The sequence below is a fragment of the Pseudomonas sp. S2_A05 genome, from assembly GCF_054668485.1.
This window is the reverse complement of record NZ_CP162775.1, coordinates 1437659-1455095: the sequence shown is the minus strand read 5'-3', so window position 1 is coordinate 1455095 and position 17437 is coordinate 1437659. Positions and strand designations below refer to the sequence as shown.

General features: G+C 59.2%; 14 protein-coding genes. 8 read left to right on the top strand and 6 right to left on the bottom strand.

Annotated features, from left to right (window positions below; genetic code table 11):
• Positions 1 to 19: 19 nt before the first annotated feature.
• From AB4O12_RS06650 to AB4O12_RS06640, 3 genes are read right to left on the bottom strand one after another with little or no spacing between them, the layout of a single operon-like run.
• Positions 20 to 4036, bottom strand: a complete 4017-nt coding sequence (locus AB4O12_RS06650) for an NEL-type E3 ubiquitin ligase domain-containing protein (protein WP_460060935.1) — start codon at positions 4034 to 4036, stop codon at positions 20 to 22.
• Positions 3969 to 6494, bottom strand: a complete 2526-nt coding sequence (locus tag AB4O12_RS06645) for a hypothetical protein (RefSeq protein WP_460060933.1) — start codon at positions 6492 to 6494, stop codon at positions 3969 to 3971. The genes AB4O12_RS06650 and AB4O12_RS06645 overlap by 68 nt, the downstream gene beginning before the upstream one ends.
• 8 nt (positions 6495 to 6502) lie before the next feature.
• Positions 6503 to 7387, bottom strand: a complete 885-nt coding sequence (locus AB4O12_RS06640; protein WP_460060931.1) for a dermonecrotic toxin domain-containing protein — start codon at positions 7385 to 7387, stop codon at positions 6503 to 6505.
• Between the two features lie 157 nt (positions 7388 to 7544).
• Between AB4O12_RS06640 and AB4O12_RS06635 the strand changes: the two genes are divergently transcribed.
• From AB4O12_RS06635 to AB4O12_RS06625, 3 genes are all read left to right on the top strand, one after another.
• The gene (locus AB4O12_RS06635; protein WP_016774481.1) at positions 7545 to 7763 is read left to right on the top strand and encodes a DUF2970 domain-containing protein; all 219 of its coding nucleotides are present in this window, start codon (positions 7545 to 7547) and stop codon (positions 7761 to 7763) included.
• Positions 7764 to 8235: 472 nt separating this feature from the next.
• Positions 8236 to 9894, top strand: coding sequence for a nitrite/sulfite reductase (locus tag AB4O12_RS06630; RefSeq protein WP_056785207.1), 1659 nt, complete (start codon positions 8236 to 8238; stop codon positions 9892 to 9894).
• Positions 9878 to 10372 (top strand): DUF934 domain-containing protein, encoded by a 495-nt coding sequence (locus tag AB4O12_RS06625; RefSeq protein ID WP_041478697.1) that lies wholly within the window; start codon positions 9878 to 9880, stop codon positions 10370 to 10372. The genes AB4O12_RS06630 and AB4O12_RS06625 overlap by 17 nt, the downstream gene beginning before the upstream one ends.
• A 65-nt stretch (positions 10373 to 10437) precedes the next feature.
• On the opposite strand, the gene sohB is transcribed toward AB4O12_RS06625, so the two are convergent.
• Positions 10438 to 11469, bottom strand: a complete 1032-nt coding sequence (sohB, locus tag AB4O12_RS06620) for a protease SohB (protein ID WP_016774479.1) — start codon at positions 11467 to 11469, stop codon at positions 10438 to 10440.
• A 204-nt stretch (positions 11470 to 11673) separates the two neighbouring features.
• Here sohB and AB4O12_RS06615 point away from each other — a divergent pair, with 204 nt between their 5' ends.
• Both AB4O12_RS06615 and AB4O12_RS06610 read left to right on the top strand, forming a co-directional pair.
• Complete coding sequence (locus AB4O12_RS06615) at positions 11674 to 12384, top strand: histidine phosphatase family protein (protein WP_460060927.1); 711 nt, start codon at positions 11674 to 11676, stop codon at positions 12382 to 12384.
• Positions 12385 to 12447: 63 nt separating this feature from the next.
• Positions 12448 to 12765, top strand: coding sequence for an SCP2 sterol-binding domain-containing protein (locus tag AB4O12_RS06610; RefSeq protein ID WP_353187393.1), 318 nt, complete (start codon positions 12448 to 12450; stop codon positions 12763 to 12765).
• Between the two features lie 105 nt (positions 12766 to 12870).
• Here AB4O12_RS06610 and AB4O12_RS06605 read toward each other — a convergent pair whose 3' ends face one another.
• Both AB4O12_RS06605 and AB4O12_RS06600 read right to left on the bottom strand, forming a co-directional pair.
• The gene (locus AB4O12_RS06605; RefSeq protein WP_016774476.1) at positions 12871 to 13365 is read right to left on the bottom strand and encodes an RES family NAD+ phosphorylase; all 495 of its coding nucleotides are present in this window, start codon (positions 13363 to 13365) and stop codon (positions 12871 to 12873) included.
• Entirely contained in the window at positions 13362 to 13838 is a 477-nt protein-coding gene (locus AB4O12_RS06600) for an MbcA/ParS/Xre antitoxin family protein (RefSeq protein WP_252869548.1), read from the bottom strand. The genes AB4O12_RS06605 and AB4O12_RS06600 overlap by 4 nt, the downstream gene beginning before the upstream one ends.
• A gap of 350 nt (positions 13839 to 14188) precedes the next feature.
• On the opposite strand from AB4O12_RS06600, the gene AB4O12_RS06595 reads away from it, so the two are divergent.
• The 3 genes from AB4O12_RS06595 (at position 14189) to AB4O12_RS06585 (ending at position 17382) form a co-directional block, all read left to right on the top strand.
• The gene (locus AB4O12_RS06595; RefSeq protein WP_056785192.1) at positions 14189 to 15052 is read left to right on the top strand and encodes a LysR family transcriptional regulator; all 864 of its coding nucleotides are present in this window, start codon (positions 14189 to 14191) and stop codon (positions 15050 to 15052) included.
• Between the two features lie 111 nt (positions 15053 to 15163).
• Positions 15164 to 16309: a sterol desaturase/SRPBCC family protein gene (locus tag AB4O12_RS06590; protein ID WP_460060923.1), complete on the top strand. Its 1146-nt coding sequence runs from the start codon at positions 15164 to 15166 to the stop codon at positions 16307 to 16309.
• Entirely contained in the window at positions 16306 to 17382 is a 1077-nt protein-coding gene (locus AB4O12_RS06585; protein ID WP_315435838.1) for an SMP-30/gluconolactonase/LRE family protein, read from the top strand. The genes AB4O12_RS06590 and AB4O12_RS06585 overlap by 4 nt, the downstream gene beginning before the upstream one ends.
• The last annotated feature ends 55 nt before the right edge of the window (positions 17383 to 17437 follow it).

Sequence of the window (17437 nt, the reverse complement as noted above, 5' to 3'; positions counted from 1 at the left end):
CCCAGGTCTGCTCGATCACTCAGTCGCGGCGCCACGAAGGCCCGGGTTTCGGTGAAGACGGGGCCGATGGCGACGCTCCCGCATCCTGCGACGCCAGGCTCTCCAGTTCTGTGCGAGTCAAAGCCTTGAGCTTCTCGATACGCGCCTCCGCCCTTTCGATTTCAAGCACTCTCATCGCGTCCAGATAATTGCTGTTTTCTTTATCGGGGTAGGCATCCTCGACCGCTTCGTGCCGCTGGGTGGCGTCGCGCTCGAGTGCCTCGAACGCCGCGACGTGGCGATCCTGCAGATAGCGGATCCAGTAGTCCCGCGCAATCAGATCTTCCAGAAACAGCGGTGATGCCTCGTCCGCGAGAACCGAGGCTCGCGCGTCGAGCAATCGCTGCCCGCGAATCGGTGAGGCGTACAACATGTGTTCGGGTTGCGCCGGCAACTCAAGGTCGTCCGGCCAGCCGCGTGTCAGGCCGATGCGGTATTGCAGGCGGACTTCCGCGCGATCCTTGTTCCTGGCGGCGGCTTCGGCCAATCGATCCACCCTTTCCAGGCGGAACAGCCGTCGAGTCAGGTCTAGCAACGCTCTGCCGCGTTGCAGCGGACGATGCCGCGGAATGTCGCGCAGGGCGTTGAACTCATAGACGCGGGTTTCCAGTTCGCTGAAAGACAGGATCCGGCCATCGGGGCACGTGCCGTGGGTTTCGGCGTTGAGGAACAACAGCTCGCGCAGTTCAGCGTTTTGCGTGGCAGCCTGGATCACCTGCCAGACCCGATGGGTCAGTTCGGCGCCGGCAAACCTGAATTCCAGGGTGTCGGGCAGAGTCGAGAGCAAATGAAAGAACGCCTCATGGTTGGCCTGTCGAGCCAATTGCAGCCATAGCGCTTGCCGCGCTGCACGCGCATCTGCATGGGTATAGGTCATCCAGGTTTCCATCGCCGGCGCCGCCACATCCTGCGCCGGATTGGCAATCACCTCCGCTGCTTCCACAGCGGCATGCGCATCCACGGACCTGCTAGCCCCACCACCTCCGCCACGCGGATCATCGCCGTCGTCGCTATCGGACCCTGAGCCCGAGCTTGAGCCCGAGTCCGAATCCGAATCCGATTCGGAACTGGTATCGCTTTCCGAGTCGCTCATACGCTCGGCGATCAAACGCTGCAATGACTCGGGCGTGTAGCCGAGCACATCACCTGCGCCATGCGCGAAGCTGTAGTCCCTGATCTGCTCAAATGCGTTAAGTGACAGCGAGTTTTCCGACAGATCGGTGCCCGCCACAAGCGCCTCGTGATTGCCGCCCAACAGCCGGTCCGGGAAGACCATGATGTTGTTGCCCGACAGGTCCAGCCTTTGCAGAGGGGCCAATTCAAGTACACCTTCAGGCCAGAAATCCAGACCGTTCTGGGCGAGGTTGAGGGTTTCCAGACGGCTGAAGGTTCTGGCGCTGAACTCTTCCAGCTGATTGTGGCTGAGGTCGAGCCAGCGCAGCCGCGCCCCGCTCGCGTGCTGATACACGCTTTGCGCCACGGCCAGGCGGTTACCACTCAATTCCAGCCGCTCGAGCCGGTTCAGACTGCCGACAGCTTCCGGCAGATGTACCAGTCCATTGCCATTGAGCATCAGAGTGGTCAACTCCGGAAACGCCGGGCAGAAGAGGTTGAAACTCTCGACGGAAAATTTTGCCCCGGTCAGGTCCAGCGTTCGCACATGGGAAAACACGTTTGACAACACGGGTAAATCACCCATGCCGCTCGCAGAAAGGCTCAGCGTCCGCCCGGCGGATTCGGTATGGCCAGTAAGCCCGTCCCGCCAGCAAGCGCGGATCCTGGTCGCGTCGAAGAACCTTGCAGATGGCGATGCCCTTTCACCAGACCCTTGCGCCGGATTGAAGATCCAGCCGTTCAACTCACGCGTCAACGTCTCGTTACTCGCTCGCCACTGGGTCAGTCTGCCCACCATCTGCTCATTGGACAGACCCTCATTGCGTAAACGCTCAACGCTGGCCTGGGCATTTTCAAGTGAAAGTGACGGAAAGATTTCCACCACGGTACGGCTCATGTCGGCGCCTTGCGTAATGGCCGTGGCAGATGGCAGCGGCAATAGATGAGCGGCGCGATTCAGTGCCGTGTCAGGCGTCGCACTGCTGGAACTGGCGAGTAACGATGCCGATTGCGATTCGAACCGTTGCAAAGCGCTGTCGGGCAAACCCAGGGCCTTTTCAATACGTTTCTGCGCCGCCCTTAAGCTCGCTTCGCCGTTGCCACTGAAGAGGTTGTTCAACAGGCGGGTCTTGAGCAGCACCGCGTCGTTGGCCAGCACGTGTTCGGGGAGCGAACCGATGGTGTTATGACGCAAATCCAGGGCCTGCAAATGCGCCAGGTTCTCCGCCCCCTTGGGCCATTCATTGAGCCCGCTTGAGCTAAGATTCAGTGTCTTCAGCCCGGTCAGGCGAGAAACGTCCAGTGTGTCGAGCCGATTGAGCCGGGCATTGAGATGTTCCAGACTGCTCAGCGCGTCGAATTGGTCTTGAACCTCAGGGGTCACGACAATACGGTTGAAAGACAGGTCCAGCTGTGCGAGCTGCGGCAAATCGGCTGGCCGGACCGGCACTTCGCTCAATCCGCAGGAGGTGATTTCCAGGCTTGTGACGCCACTGAATGCCTGGAGAAAACCGCGAATCTGTTCGATCGGCACAGTCAACCGGTCCAGCCGAACGTTTTGCACATGAGCAAACGTACCGGCCGGCAATTGCGGCAGCTCACTGACCGACTCCGCGCCCTGCGCCCAAGCGGTGTCGACCAGCTCAAACACACTTGCGTCGTCGAGATCGCTGCCGGATGTCCAGTCCATCGCATTGAACGGACGAACATCGTCATTCAAGCGATAACGCCTGCGTATGGCGGCGCGCCAGTTTTTTTCCAGGGCACGAACCACCCGGGCATTGGGTGGCGTCTGCCAGCGTGCTGCCGGCGTCGCATTACGCAATCCTCCGGATGCGGTGGCCTCGTAGAACTGGCGGAAAATTGCGCTGTGCTCCACTCGCAGAATCTCCACGGCCTTGAGCCGGGTTTCCGGGGTGTTCCACAGGCTCATGATGCGCTGAGGTAATGGATTGAGACGGCCGGCCTCGCCTGTGAGGAACTGCAGTTCCCCGGCGCAGTAGCGGCGGACCATCGAGTCCAGATCAACCAGATGCCCCCACTCCCCCATGTAGCTTTTCACGTAGTCGTAAGCTGGTTTGAACGCTTCATGGGAAAACTTCGACCAATCCAGGGACAAACCGGCCCAGAGTTTCTCGTGCCCGACATAGAGGGTCTGTGGAAGGGACGCGATGGCGGTCTGCGTCAGATCCAGACGTTCCAGCTCAGGCAGTCGTTCCACATAAGCCGGCCACTGCGTCAGGCCCGGCGCTTCAATCTTGAGTTTCTTCAGTCGTTCAAGGGGAGCCAGATCCAGGTCAAGCGGGCTGCCTGCGCCGCCGGGAAAATCAAGATGAAGCTCCTCAACGGCGGTCAAGCTGCGCAATCTTGTCGCCAGATCGGCAGCCATCACCCTGGCTGGGGTTCGTAACTTGAGCTTCTTCAACCCAGACATGCGCGTCACGCTCAGGGGCAAGGTCGTCAATGACTGCTCCTGCTCCATGTACGCGCCAAACAGACTGCCTCGCTCTCCCAGCGATAACTTTTCGACGTTGGCAAATCGCGCCAGGAAGGCGTCAGCATTGGCGTCGGTCAGGCCCCCACCACCAATCGAAAGTTCACGCACATGAGCAAAGTCGGCGGTCAGCTCTGGCAGAGGATCGTAGGTGAGAATCGACAGCTGATCGGCACCCGCGAGCCCAGTGGACAAAGCGTTGCGCCAGCAGGCTTTCAGCGCTTGCGCGGCGAGAAACCTGTAATTTGTTCCGGAGCGTTCCCAGGGCGCCGCAGCCGCTGCGCCTGCCCATTCATCCAGCGTCGCCTTCAGTTGTTCCCACTCACGCCGACGTGATTGCAACAGCTCGAAAATGGCGCGGTTGTCTTTTTCCTGCCCGGTATTGGTCAAGTAGGAAGCCGTGCGCCAGTTCGTCGCTCAGTTGCGGGTAGAGATCCTGCACATGAGCCAGCAGGTTCGGTGCCGATCCCGCGCCGCGTCCACTGGCGGGATAACCGATCAAGGTAGCGTTCACCCGCACCGGCGGCTTTATCCACTTGACCTGCGGCGCCAGCAGCGCGGGTGCGTCCGCCTGGTGCTGGTCGGCGTAATCGATGATCTTTGCTTGCAACCCGGCAGACTGCCCGACCTCAGGCACACCGAGGCTGCGGCGCGCGTGATCAGGCAGGGCATGCATGATCGACGAGTAAAAGTTGTCGCCGTTGCGAGGCAGGCTGTTGAGTGCCTCGCCGCGTTCGTTAAATGCTTGGAACTGAACGCCTTTTTTGATCAGGTATTTTTTCTCGCCGGCTGTTTCACTGCCGATGCTGTCAAGCAGCATGCCGGCGCCATGGCCTTCGCGAACCTCAATGCGAATATTGTCGGGCCACCCCGCCAATTGCTCGAGCGTGTGCAACGCCAGACGCCGACTGTCCGCAGAAGCGACGTTTTCGCTACGCAGACCGGCATAGGCCGCTACCTGTCGACTCTGATGCGCGTACCAGCGGGCTTCCTCCAGCAGGCGCAACGGTACTCGTTGCCCTGAGCCGAGCCGCTCAAGATCATCGGGGCGACCATGGGCCAGCACCGTTTGCGCCGCCGGCTCACTGAGTCCGGGGCAGGCCTTCTGCAAACGCACAACCTGCGGATCAACGGGGTCGGTCCCCAGATAAATGCTGTCGTAAATCGCCGGCTGGCGGGTGTCTGCGTATTCGGCGATCTGCTTGCCAAACTCTGCAGGTCGGGCATCGCCCACGCGTGCTCCCTGCTCGCCGAGAAGCCGAGTGATTTCTGCCTCGTCCAGCGCTGCGAGAATACGTGCTGGCAGTTCACCGCTGAAGATATCGGCCCGCGATATCTGAATGGGTGGCTTGACGCCGACGTCGCGAAACCGCCGCGCGGAGCCATACCTGACGGACTTGCCGGACAATTGCTCGCCGTCGAAGACTTCCAGCACCCGGTTCTCCGGCCATCGCGGCATTTCGGTGATCAGCGGCAATGCATAGAGGTACAGTTCATCGATCGGTTTTGTCCCGCGCAACTGCTCGACAACCAGTGCCGCGTTGCCGCCTGCTTGCATCATGCGCATGGCCTGGGTCAGTTCCGGTGGCGGTAGCGCAGAATCGATGTGCATCTTGCGCAGGGCGGCGTCACTGACACCGCTGATATCGGCAGCCTTGATCAGCTGTTCATCGGAGAAGGCATCGGTTGCATGGCCGATACGTCGCAGCAGGGTCAGACGATCCCAAACCTGCGGACGCTCCAGCGAATGACGCCAGGCACCGCGTCCATTGCTGTCGAGCACCGGCTGCCAGGCGTTGATGTCGGTCGGATGCCTGAGCCGCCATTTGCCGATCAATTCATCGAAAAACTGCTCGTAGACCTTGCCGCTCTGGCGAATATAGGTTTTGCCGTCAAGCACATGCTGGCCGGCACTGTTCGGACCGGGACTGACTGGCAGCGCGACAGCGGACTCGTAAGCCTTCAGGTCGGGTTTCCACAGTCGGGTTTCGCCGTTGGCCAACTTCACCGGATGCAGCCTTTCAATGACCGGCACGGCTTGGGCGCTGGCGATTTTCCGCACTCCCGCGCCTACACCTGCCATCAGCGCAATCTGCGCGAGGTTTTCTGCCACATCGATCAAATGATCCTTGGCCGCACGACGGTCGCCCTCGGCCCATTCAATTGCGCCCTCGAGCGTTTCAGAGAGCAATTGCCCGGCCATCACCACCATCATCACTTCACCCAATACAGGCACGAACATCGAAACCATGTTCAGACCAAGCATGCCGAGCTGCATCAGATGGGCCAGTTTGACGTCTCGTGCTTTCGCATCGACATCGGCAGTGGGTACCGCGTGACTTTTCGCGTCGGCCAACACCTTGGCGCGATTCTGCGCATAAAGGTATTGCCACAAGTCCTCGTTGGCCGCCCAAAGCCCTCGCCCCTTGCGTCCAACGGTTGACGGCGCGATGTAAGGATCCGCCACTGGCTCCCATTTGACCTGGCGTTCGGGTGGTACCTGCTGAATCCGGGTAAAGGCTGAACCGCCGGCCAAGCCCTGAAGCACCGACAGCCATGGCGAGCGCAGCAGATCCCAAGCATCGCCCGCTGAGTCGGCTGCCTTTTGCCTGAACTGGCTGAAATAGTACGGGCGCTGATCATAGGGCAGGAACTGACTGAAAAAACGCTGGTAGGCGGTGGGCTCTGCGCTGGTCTGTTGCGACGCATCACGTGCGGTGAGCAAGCGCTCGAGCTCTTCGCGCATTTGCTCGAACGTGTAGCGCTTGAGCGGATGTTCCGGGTCGTTGGGGATGTAAAGGATCAGTTCATCGGTGTAACGGTATTTTTCGCAGATGACGAAAGCCACGCACCCGGTCAGCCTTTTTTCATCAGCCCGAGGTCCTGGAACCAGACTTGCTTGCGCCCCATCCACGGGTGCATTTCGCCGTCGATGACCGAGAGGATCATCGCGTGATCTGCCGCCTCGATGTCATTGCGCAATAGCGCCTGTTCGGCTGCGGCGCGCATCGCTGCCTTCTGGCTGGCGATGAAGCGTTCGCTGAGCACCGCCTCTGCCACCGCGTCCCCCGGATGAAAAAAACCCTGCAGGTAAGTCTGGTATTGCTGACCTATATCCAGATTGCGGCAAAGGTGCAAAAACTGGCTGACCGAGAGGCCTGTGTCGACGTGCTTGAATGTGTCCGCAGCAGGCGTCGCCACAACAAAACCGGAGCTTGAATGATAGGTCCCCTCGCATTCGTCAGCTTCGAAGTTGTGCAGCGAGGCTTCCAGCAGCGTGATCTTGAGAACCTCGAACGAGGCCAAAACGGTTCTCTGAATACCCATTTCGACCGGGCGCCGCAGACATAACAGGGTGTTGTCTACGTCGATTTCCAGCGCGTATTTATCCTTCAAGGCTTTGATCAATAACGGCCTGGCGAATGATTCGACATCGACGAATTTCGCCATGCTCTTGTCGAGACTGTTCTGGGCAATGACACTGGCCTTGAAAGTCTCGTCGAGGGTTTTGCGCTGGGCCGGCGTCGCATTCTGATACCAGGCCGGTAACGCGGTCGGAACCGCCTTGAGCGCTTCGCGCCGATGCGGCAAAGCGCTGGTCAACCATTGCGGGATCGATGTCTCGAGAAACTCGCCGTGCAGACTTTGCGTTGCAATGAGCTTTACTGACCGACCGGGGTCTGCCGGCTGAGCGGTCGACGCAGGCAGCGCCGACACTGGTTCGGGGGGGATAACGTTCATGGTCACTCCTTTTTCATGGAGCGGTCAGCAAACCATGTCGCGTTATCGCTTCTGCGTTATTCGGGTATCGCTCAAACTTGTCCGGGCTGCTTCGATGGCATCCCGGACCCAGCGGATTGGCTATGCTTCAGAAGGATGACTTTTCGCAGAGGGATTTATGGACGATCCAGTCGACAACAAACCGCCGAGTTTCTGGCAGATGCTGCACAGCGTCATGGCGGCGGCGTTCGGGGTGCAGAGCGGCAAGAACCGGGAAAGGGATTTTACCCACGGCAAACCCAGTCACTTTGTGATTCTGGGAGTTTTGTTCACGGCGGTGTTCGGCCTGACGCTGTTTGCCATCGTCAAGCTGGTGCTGTATCTGGCCGGGGTGTGATGGCACTGAACAGGCATCTGCCACAGGTTATCCGGGCCTTGGGAGAACGGCCCGGAAGCGCGGATGTTACTGGTGACTGACCCAGAAGACCGCTGTTCCTACTACGAGAATGATCAGAAACAAAATGGCCCACGCGTCGACACTGCTGTCGCTTTTTCTGGCTTTGGTCGGGTTGCTCATTGCATCGCCTCTTGTCGGTTTTATCGGTGATTGCACAAAGACTCGATCACAGTTAAGACGATGATTGTCCGCACGACAAATGTGGATTAGATGACCGGCATTCGCGTTAGGCGATTTGGTTCTTTACATATACTCAAACATCACTTTTGCGCATAACTGCAAACGGGTATATTGCCCCGGCTCCGTGACGGAGTGCGCGGCCGTGCGCGCAGAATTGCAGAGGCAACATCGGACTCCAGCAAGCGAAAACGCAGCGTTTTCCGAGAAGCCCAAGCCTGAGAACAGGACTTATATGTACGTATACGACGAGTACGATCAGCGGATCATCGAGGACCGCGTCAAGCAGTTCCGTGATCAGACCCGACGCTATCTGGCAGGTGAGCTGAGCGAAGAAGAATTCCGCCCCCTGCGCCTGCAAAATGGCCTGTATATCCAGCGTTTCGCGCCGATGTTGCGCGTGGCCGTGCCTTACGGCCAGCTGACTTCGCGTCAGGTGCGCATGATGGCGAAGATCGCCCGCGACTACGACAAGGGCTATGCCCACATCAGTACGCGGCAGAACGTGCAGTTCAACTGGCCGGCGGTTGAAGACATCCCGGACATCCTCGCTGAACTCGCGACCGTGCAGATGCACGCCATTCAGACCAGCGGCAACTGCCTGCGCAACGTCACCACCGACCAGTTTGCCGGCGTCGCCGCCGATGAAGTGATCGACCCGCGTCCATGGTGCGAAATCGTCCGTCAGTGGACCACGTTCCACCCGGAGTTCGCCTACCTGCCGCGCAAATTCAAGATCGCCGTCAACGGTTCGACCAGTGACCGCGCTGCCATTGAAGTCCACGATATCGGTCTGGAACCTGTCTATAACGCTGCTGGCGAGCTGGGCTTCCGAGTGTTGGTCGGCGGTGGCCTCGGTCGTACGCCGGTGGTTGGCGCATTCATCAATGAATTCCTGCCGTGGCAAGACCTGCTGAGCTATCTCGACGCCATCCTGCGGGTGTACAACCGCTACGGCCGTCGCGACAACAAATACAAGGCGCGGATCAAGATCCTCGTCAAGGCGCTCACGCCTGAGGTGTTCGCGCAGAAAGTCGACGCGGAAATGGAGCACCTGCGCGGTGGCCAGACCACGCTGACCGAGGCCGAACTGCATCGCGTCGCCAAGCACTTCGTCGATCCGGACTACAAGACCCTCGACAACCAGACCGCGCAACTGGCCGATCTGGACAAAGAGCATCCGGGTTTCGCCCGCTGGCGCAGCCGCAACACCCTGGCGCACAAAAAACCGGGCTATGTCGCTGTGACGCTGTCGTTGAAGCCGACCGGCGTTGCCCCGGGCGACATTACCGACAAGCAGCTCGACGCCGTCGCCGATCTGGCCGAGCGCTACAGCTTCGGTCAACTGCGCACCTCCCACGAGCAGAACATCATTCTCGCCGATGTCGAGCAGAGCCAGTTGTTCACCCTGTGGGGTGAGTTGCGTGAAAGCGGTTTCGCCACGCCGAACATCGGCCTGCTGACTGACATCATCTGCTGCCCCGGTGGTGACTTCTGCTCGCTGGCCAACGCCAAATCGATCCCGATTGCCGAATCGATCCAGCGCCGTTTCGATGACCTGGATTACCTGTTCGACATTGGCGAACTGGACCTGAACATCTCCGGCTGCATGAACGCCTGCGGTCACCACCACGTCGGCCACATCGGCATCCTCGGTGTGGACAAGAAAGGCGAAGAGTTCTACCAGGTTTCCCTCGGCGGCAGCGCCAGCCGTGATGCGAGCCTGGGCAAGATCCTCGGCCCGTCCTTCGCACAGGAAGCCATGCCTGACGTGATCTCGAAGCTGATCGACGTGTACGTTGAACAACGTACCGAAGACGAGCGCTTCATCGACACTTATCAGCGTATTGGCATCGACCTCTTCAAGGAACGCGTCTATGCAGCGAATCATTAAGAACAACGAAGTCGTCGACGAAACCTGGCACCTGTTGCCGAAGGATTTCAACATCGATGAGATCAGCAACTGCGACGATCTGATCGTTCCTCTGCAGTTGTGGCGCGAGCACAGCCGCATGCTCAAGGCCCGCGACGGCGGTCTGGGCGTGTGGCTGGATGCTGACGAGGAAGCCGAAGAAATCGGTGAAGACGTCGGTGAGTTCCAGGTAATCGCGCTGAATTTCCCGGCGTTCACCGATGGCCGCAGTTATTCCAATGCCCGTCTGCTGCGTGACCGTTATGGTTTCAAAGGCGAGCTGCGCGCGATTGGCGACGTGCTGCGGGACCAGCTGTTCTACATGCACCGCTGTGGCTTCGACGCTTTTGCCATTCGCGCGGATAAAGACCCGTACGAAGCACTGGAAGGTCTCAAGGACTTCTCGGTGACCTACCAGGCCGCCAGTGACGAACCGCTGCCGCTGTTCCGTCGGCGCTAAGCCAGCGGGTTTATTGCGGACACAAAAACGCCGGTCATTGACCGGCGTTTTTTTATGCCTGGTGTTTACCAGAAACGTTGCTGAGTGAGGCGACTCCACCAGCTCAACAGCACGCGGTCTACCGAACCGCTGGCGGCCATGCCGATGCGTTCCTGCAGGCTTTTGCGCTCGGCGTAGTGCAGGTGATAAACCTCAGCCTGTTTGGCTTTCTGCGCCAGGTATTCATCGCTGGTCTTGAGCTCGTCCACCAGTTGGTTTTCCAGCGCAGCGATACCGAGCCACACCTCACCGGTAGCCACTTCATCGATCGCCAGTTGCGGGCGGTACCGCGCCACGAAGTTTTTGAACAAGCGATGAGTGATGTCGAGGTCTTCCTGGAACTTCTCGCGGCCCTTTTCGGTGTTTTCGCCAAACACGGTCAGGGTACGCTTGTACTCACCAGCGGTCAGCACTTCGAAATCGATATCGTGCTTTTTCAGCAGGCGATTGACGTTAGGCAATTGCGCGACCACGCCGATAGAACCGAGGATGGCGAACGGTGCACTGATGATCTTGTCGCCGATGCAGGCCATCATGTAACCGCCACTGGCCGCGACCTTGTCGATACAAACTGTCAGTGGCACGCCCGCATCACGGATTCGCGCAAGTTGAGACGACGCCAGACCGTAGCTGTGCACCATGCCGCCGCCACTTTCCAGACGCAGGACTACTTCGTCCTTCGGCGTGGCCAGGGTCAGCAGTGCGGTGATCTCGTGGCGCAGGCTCTCGGTGGCGGAAGCCTTGATATCGCCGTCGAAGTCGAGCACGAACACCCGGGATTTGGTCTCAGGCTTGTTCTTCTGTTTCTTCGCGCTTTTTTCCGTTTTCGCTTCGCCCTTGCGCAATGCCTTGAGCTGATCCTTGTCGAGCAAGGTCTGCTCCAGGCGTTCACGCAGCCCCTTGTAGAAATCGTTGAGCTTGCTGACCTGCAACTGCCCTGCCGATTTGCGCCGGCCTTTGCTGCGCAACGCGGCGAAACTGGCGAGCACCACCAGAATCGCGATCACCAGTGTGACGGTCTTGGCCAGAAAGCTGGCGTATTCGGTGAAAAAATCCACAGAGACTCCTCAAAGCAATGCGTGACGGTGTATCACACGCGGAATGGCTCCAGCATACCCATGCGTCGGCTCGTCGGCCAGCCGTGAAACCTCTGGCAACACGCCTGTAACGGGCATTTCAAACAAGCGTATGTTTTTTCATTGACAGCTTTACGCCATCCTCATAACCTCGCCTGACCTTCAACGTACCGGGACGACGCGGACGTGGGCAGCATCTACTTGATACGACATGGCCAGGCCTCCTTTGGTGCAGACGATTACGATGTCCTGTCGCCGACCGGTGTGCGTCAGGCAGAAATTCTCGGCCAGCACCTTGCCGACCTTGGTATCAGCTTCGATCGTTGCCTTGCCGGTGACCTGCGTCGCCAACAGCACACGGCCACCAGTGCACTGGAGCAATTCAGCGCCAGAGGCCTGCCGGTTCCAGTCCTCGAAACCGATTCCGCTTTCAACGAATTCGATGCCGACGCGGTGATCCGCGCCCTGCTCCCGGCCATGCTGCCGGAAGAGCCGGAAGCCCTCGACATCCTGAGCAACGCCGCGCAGAACCGCGGTGAATTCCAGCGCATCTTCGCCCTGATCGTCGAGCGCTGGCTTGCTGGCACTTATGACACTCCTGGCCTGGAAAGCTGGCTGGGCTTCGTCGAGAGGGTTCAGGCCGGTTTGCACCGCATCCTCGACCTGGCGGAAAAGAACCAGAAAATTGCCGTGTTCACCTCCGGCGGCACCATCACTGCCCTGCTCCACCTGATTACGCAAATGCCTGCCAGACAGGCCTTTGAATTGAACTGGCAAATCGTCAACACCTCGCTCAACCAATTGAAGTTTCGTGGTCGCGAGGTGGCCCTGGCTTCCTTCAACAGTCACGCACACCTGCAACTGCTGAAGGCCCCGGAACTCATCACTTTTCGCTGAGTCCGGCTTACTGTGACCCTGGCTGTAACCACCCAGCTCCCATGACCAAGAAAGGATCGAACCATGACCTCCGTAGCTGATGCCGTAAAAGCAATGCAAGCCAAGTTCAACCCAGCCGCCGCTGCCGGTCTGGACCTGGTCTTCGGTTTCAACATCACCGACGAAGACAAGCAATACGCACTGATCGTCAAAGACGGCACCTGCAACATTCAGGAAGGCGAAAACCCGAACGCCAACTGCACGCTGGTGCTGGATAGCGAAACCCTGAAAGGTATCGTCAGTGGCGAGACAGACGGCATGCAGGCCTTCATGAGCGGCAAGCTGCGCGTTGAAGGCGACATGATGCTGTCGATGAAACTGTCCGAGCTGTTCCCTGCGTAAGAAGCAGCCTGGTTCAAACAAATCCCGCCCTTTTGGCGGGATTTGTCGTTCATGCAAGGGGATCAGCGCAGGCCTCGGCTTCGCTCTCCGTTCGCGTAGGTACGATCAACCCTCCTGCAACAACCGCGTATCCAGCCCAAACCGCTCTTGCGAAACCATCCTGAACTGACCTTCCGCCAGATCGCAACTCACCAGCAAATTCCACGAGTGTCGGGTGGCCACCGAAGGCACCAGAACAAATGGATGTTCAGCCAGCAGTGCGTCGGCAAACTTTCGCTGGTTGGGCGAGGTTTTGATCGGCGTGAGCCAATGCGGATTGGGCACATCTTCCGGTTGCACGATTCTGACGCTGGCGTCGTGGGTGATTTCAAAACAGGTCAATACATAGGGCTCCTGATCAAGTGCATCGAAGCTGCCGTGGGCGGCTACCTCCAGAATTGCCGTGGATGGGTCGACCGACGCATAAACGACTCTGCGGCCGGGCGTATTCCAGCGACCGCCGTCCCGTTTCGACCCCAGGCCACTGTCCCAGGTCTCGCTGTACACCTCGCGATCCAGCCGCCACGCGTACCAGCGATCATCCCAGGGCAAGGGATTCATTGATAAACCCCGTATTTGATCTGGTTCAGATACTCCTCCACCATCCTGAAGCCCAACGCATTTCCAACCAGATCGAGCGGCACATAACCGTAGAAGTAAGTGGCGCGTTGCTCCAGCCATGATTCGGCCTTGGCCTGTCGCCCGAACACCTCGATGGCCAGCTCCAGCGCTGCCGCATATTGGTAGGCGATGATGCTCTGCGGCGTGTCCAGGCGCACCGACGCGCCTTCCTTGAGCAGACGTCGCACGGTTCTCACAGATTTGCCGGTGATACGTTTGACCATCTCTCCCTGTTGGTACAGTTCGGAGGTTGCGATCATGTTGACCACATCGAGCAGCGCAAATCCTTCGGCTGTGCAGCGCAGAATGAGCATCGGATCGTCGCCGGTGTCCTGCCCTCGCAACAGCAATTCCAGAGGTTTGCCCTCAAGCTTCTTCAAGCCCGTGAGCCGGGGCACTTTGGCGCTCGGCATGGCAACGTCCTCCGAGGGGCATCTCGCGCGGTCGTCGCGCCAGTAATGGCGAGGCGAGTAAGCAGGCGTATGGCTTTCAATCAGTGGGATTCGCATAGTCCATCCTTTGTCCAGGTCCAGAGCGATCTGTGCGCTCGATGACTTCAATGTCAGGACTGATCCTATAGATCCGGCGTCCGACGACCAACCTGAAAAAGTCGTCAGAAATATCCCCTCATCTGATCAAAACGCTCCTGTTTCCGTAGGACTTAAACGGAATTTTCAGCGGTTTAATCCGTTGTGGCTTTCAAGTTGGGGAGAGGGACTTTTGACTTACAATGCGCTCCACCTCCAGACACCGGCCCTGCCCCATGGACATCGACCTCGCCCGCACTTTCCTCGAAATCGTCCGCCACGGCAGTCTTGCCGCCGCCGCGCAGAAGCTGTTCGTCACACAAACGGCGATCACCGCACGGGTGCAGAAACTCGAAGGCCAGCTGGGCAGTACGCTGTTCGTGCGCAATCGCGCCGGGGCGAAGTTGACGGCCAATGGCGAAGCGTTCGTGGTCTACGCCAATCAACTGGTGCAGACCTGGGAAGCCGCGCGCCGCGACTTGCCGCTGCCCGAGGGTTATCACAACGTTCTGCACATTGGCGGTGAGGTCAGCCTGTGCAACCCGCTGATGCTCAGTTGGGCGGCGGAACTTCGGGAGAAAATCCCCGGCCACGCACTGCGCATGGAAATTCGCGACGGCGAAAATCTTTTGCGTCAGCTCGAACTCGGTGTGCTCGATGCGGCGCTGGTTTATCAACCGGAATACTGGCCGGGATTGCAGGTCGAGCAAGTGCTGGAGGAAAAACTGATTCTGGTGCGCGCGCCCGAGCGTCCTGAGCCTTACGTCTACATCGACTGGGGCCCGGATTTCCGCCGTCAGCACGACGCCGCCCTGCCGGAAAAAGCCAAAGCCGCGCTGAGCTTCAACCTTGGCCCGCTGGCCCTGCAATACATCCTCGAACATGGCGGCAGCGGCTATTTCCGCACCCGGGTCGTGCGCACTTATCTGGAGACCGGCGCACTGGAAGCCGTCACCAAAGCCCCGGAATTCGGTTATCCGACCTATCTGGTGTATTCCCGCGATCGCGACTCGGCAGTGCTGCAACAGGCCTTCGATCTGTTGCGCGAGGTGATCCGCACCGATGATGACTGGTCGCAACGCTGGAATCCGTTGAGCTGACGGGCAGCTTCAGTCCAGAGCATGGCGCTTGTGGCCTCAAGGTTCGCCCTGCACAAGTCAGCGGATCGGCTAATCTGCCGGGTATAACAACAATACCCGCAGGTGAAAGCGTTGAGGCAGACCACCGAGGCATTCCGCAGCCGCTACCGTGCGGCCATTCATCCTTTATACAACCCGTGGTTGCATGGCGCGTTCGTGTTGCTGTTCGGCATTTTCGCCGTCGCTGCGTTCTGGCGCACGGTGCATTCAGTGAGCTGGCTGGAATGGCTGACAGTGCCGCTGAGCCTGTTGTTGTTCAACTTCGGCGTGTACATGGTCCATCGTCATCTGGGCCATCGCAAAAAAGCTTTCGCAAAGATGTTCTACGCACGACATGCCGGCGACCATCACAGCTTTTTCACCCCCGGCCATATGACCTACGACAGCGCGCGGGACTGGCGAGTGATTCTGTTTCCAGCCTGGCTGATCGTCATTCATACGCTATTGATCACCCTGCCCCTCTGGTGGCTGCTCGCGCAGGTCAACGCCAATGTCGCCGGGCTGTTTGCCGGGTGCATGGTGCTCGGTTATCTGCTCTATGAGGTGTTCCATGCCTGTGAACATCTGCCACCGCAAAATCCGTTGACTCGTTTGCCGTGGATTCGCCAGATGCGCCGTCTGCACGAACTGCATCACCGCCGCGAGCGCATGCAGGAGCGCAATTTCAACATCGTTCTGCCCTTGATGGACTACCTGTTCGGCACGCTGTACCGCGAGCCGGAACCCGCCCCTTTGAGTGATTCGCAAATGCCCACGACGCGCATGCAGCACCAGATCGATATCGCCGGCGAACCGGTCGCCGTGCTGGCTTATGCCGCCAGCGTCAGTCACTGGCCGGACTGGCATCCCTCCTCATTGAAGATTGACGGTGCGCAAGGTCCACTGCATGCCGGTGCACGTTTCGAAGAGGACATCCATGCCGGCGGACGTGCCGGTCACTTGCGTTGGGAGGTTACTGAATATCTGCCGGGCCGGCGCTGGTGCGCACGCGCGCAAAGTGATCAGGGCTTGTCCCTGCGGTTGACTTACGAGTGCTCAGCGGAGGCTGGCGGCACGCGTTTCGTGCGCACGCTGGAATATCGCTTTGACGGTTTGCTCATGCGTCTTGCCAATCGCCTGCTGCTCAAGCGGCGCATCGAGCGCGAATCTGCCGCATCCATGCTCGCCCTGCGCGACATGGCTGCGCAGTTTATCGGCGCGGCGAGGGCCAGCGCGTGAAATTACGTTATGTGCTGTGCCTGCTGATCGTTCTCGTCATCGCCTTCTTGTTGTTGCTGCCGACCAAGGTCGAACCGGTCGCCTGGACGCCGCCACCGGCGCCCTCGCTGAAAGACGGGATCTACGCGGACAACCAGCGCCTCAAAGCTGTGGCGAAGGTCGGGCCGAGCGACATCGAAGGGCCTGAGGCGTTGCTACTGGAAGACGAATTCCTCATCACCGGATTGCATGACGGCAGGCTCATCCGTAGCAGCCTCGACGGCACGCAGCGCAAGGTCCTGGCCGACACCGGTGGCCGTCCACTGGGCCTGGCCCGTCATCCGAACGGCATGCTGGTAGTTGCCGATGCGGTCAAAGGCTTGCTGTCGCTGGATGCGCAGGGCCGCGTGATTCCGTTGACCACCGAGGCCAACGGGGTGCCATTTGGATTTACCGATGATGTAGCGGTCGACAAGTCAGGCCACTACGCCTACTTCAGCGATGCCTCGAGCCGCTGGGGCTATGGTCATGATGGCGAGGCGATCATTGAACACGGCGCCGACGGACGTCTGCTGCGCTACGACTTTCAAACCGGCAAGACCAGCGTCTTGCTCGACAAGTTGCAGTTTGCCAATGGCGTCACTCTTGGTCCGGACGAGGCCTATGTGCTGGTCAACGAGACCGGTGCTTACCGCATCAGTCGCTACTGGCTGAGCGGGCCGAAGGCCGGTACCCATGATGTGTTCATCGACAACTTGCCGGGGCTTCCGGACAACCTCTCGTTCAATGGCACCAATCGCTTTTGGGTAGCGCTGTATGCGCCGCGCAATGCCTTGCTCGATGGCACCGCTGAACACCCGTTCGTGCGTAAGATGATCGTGCGGGCTTTGACGGTTTTACCCAAGCCTGTCGAAAAGCGTGGGTTTGTGCTGGGACTGGATCTGGACGGCAAGGTGATTGCCAATCTGCAGGACGCGAGCGAAGGCAATTATTCGCCGATTACCACGGTGCGCGAGTATGGGCAGTGGTTGTATTTCGGCTCGTTGAAGGCCATGCATATGGGGCGAATGGGGTTGGATGCGGCGCTTAAGTAAAACAGAAAAATTTTCACCGTATGGACCGACGATATCGCTGGCAAGCCAGCTCCCA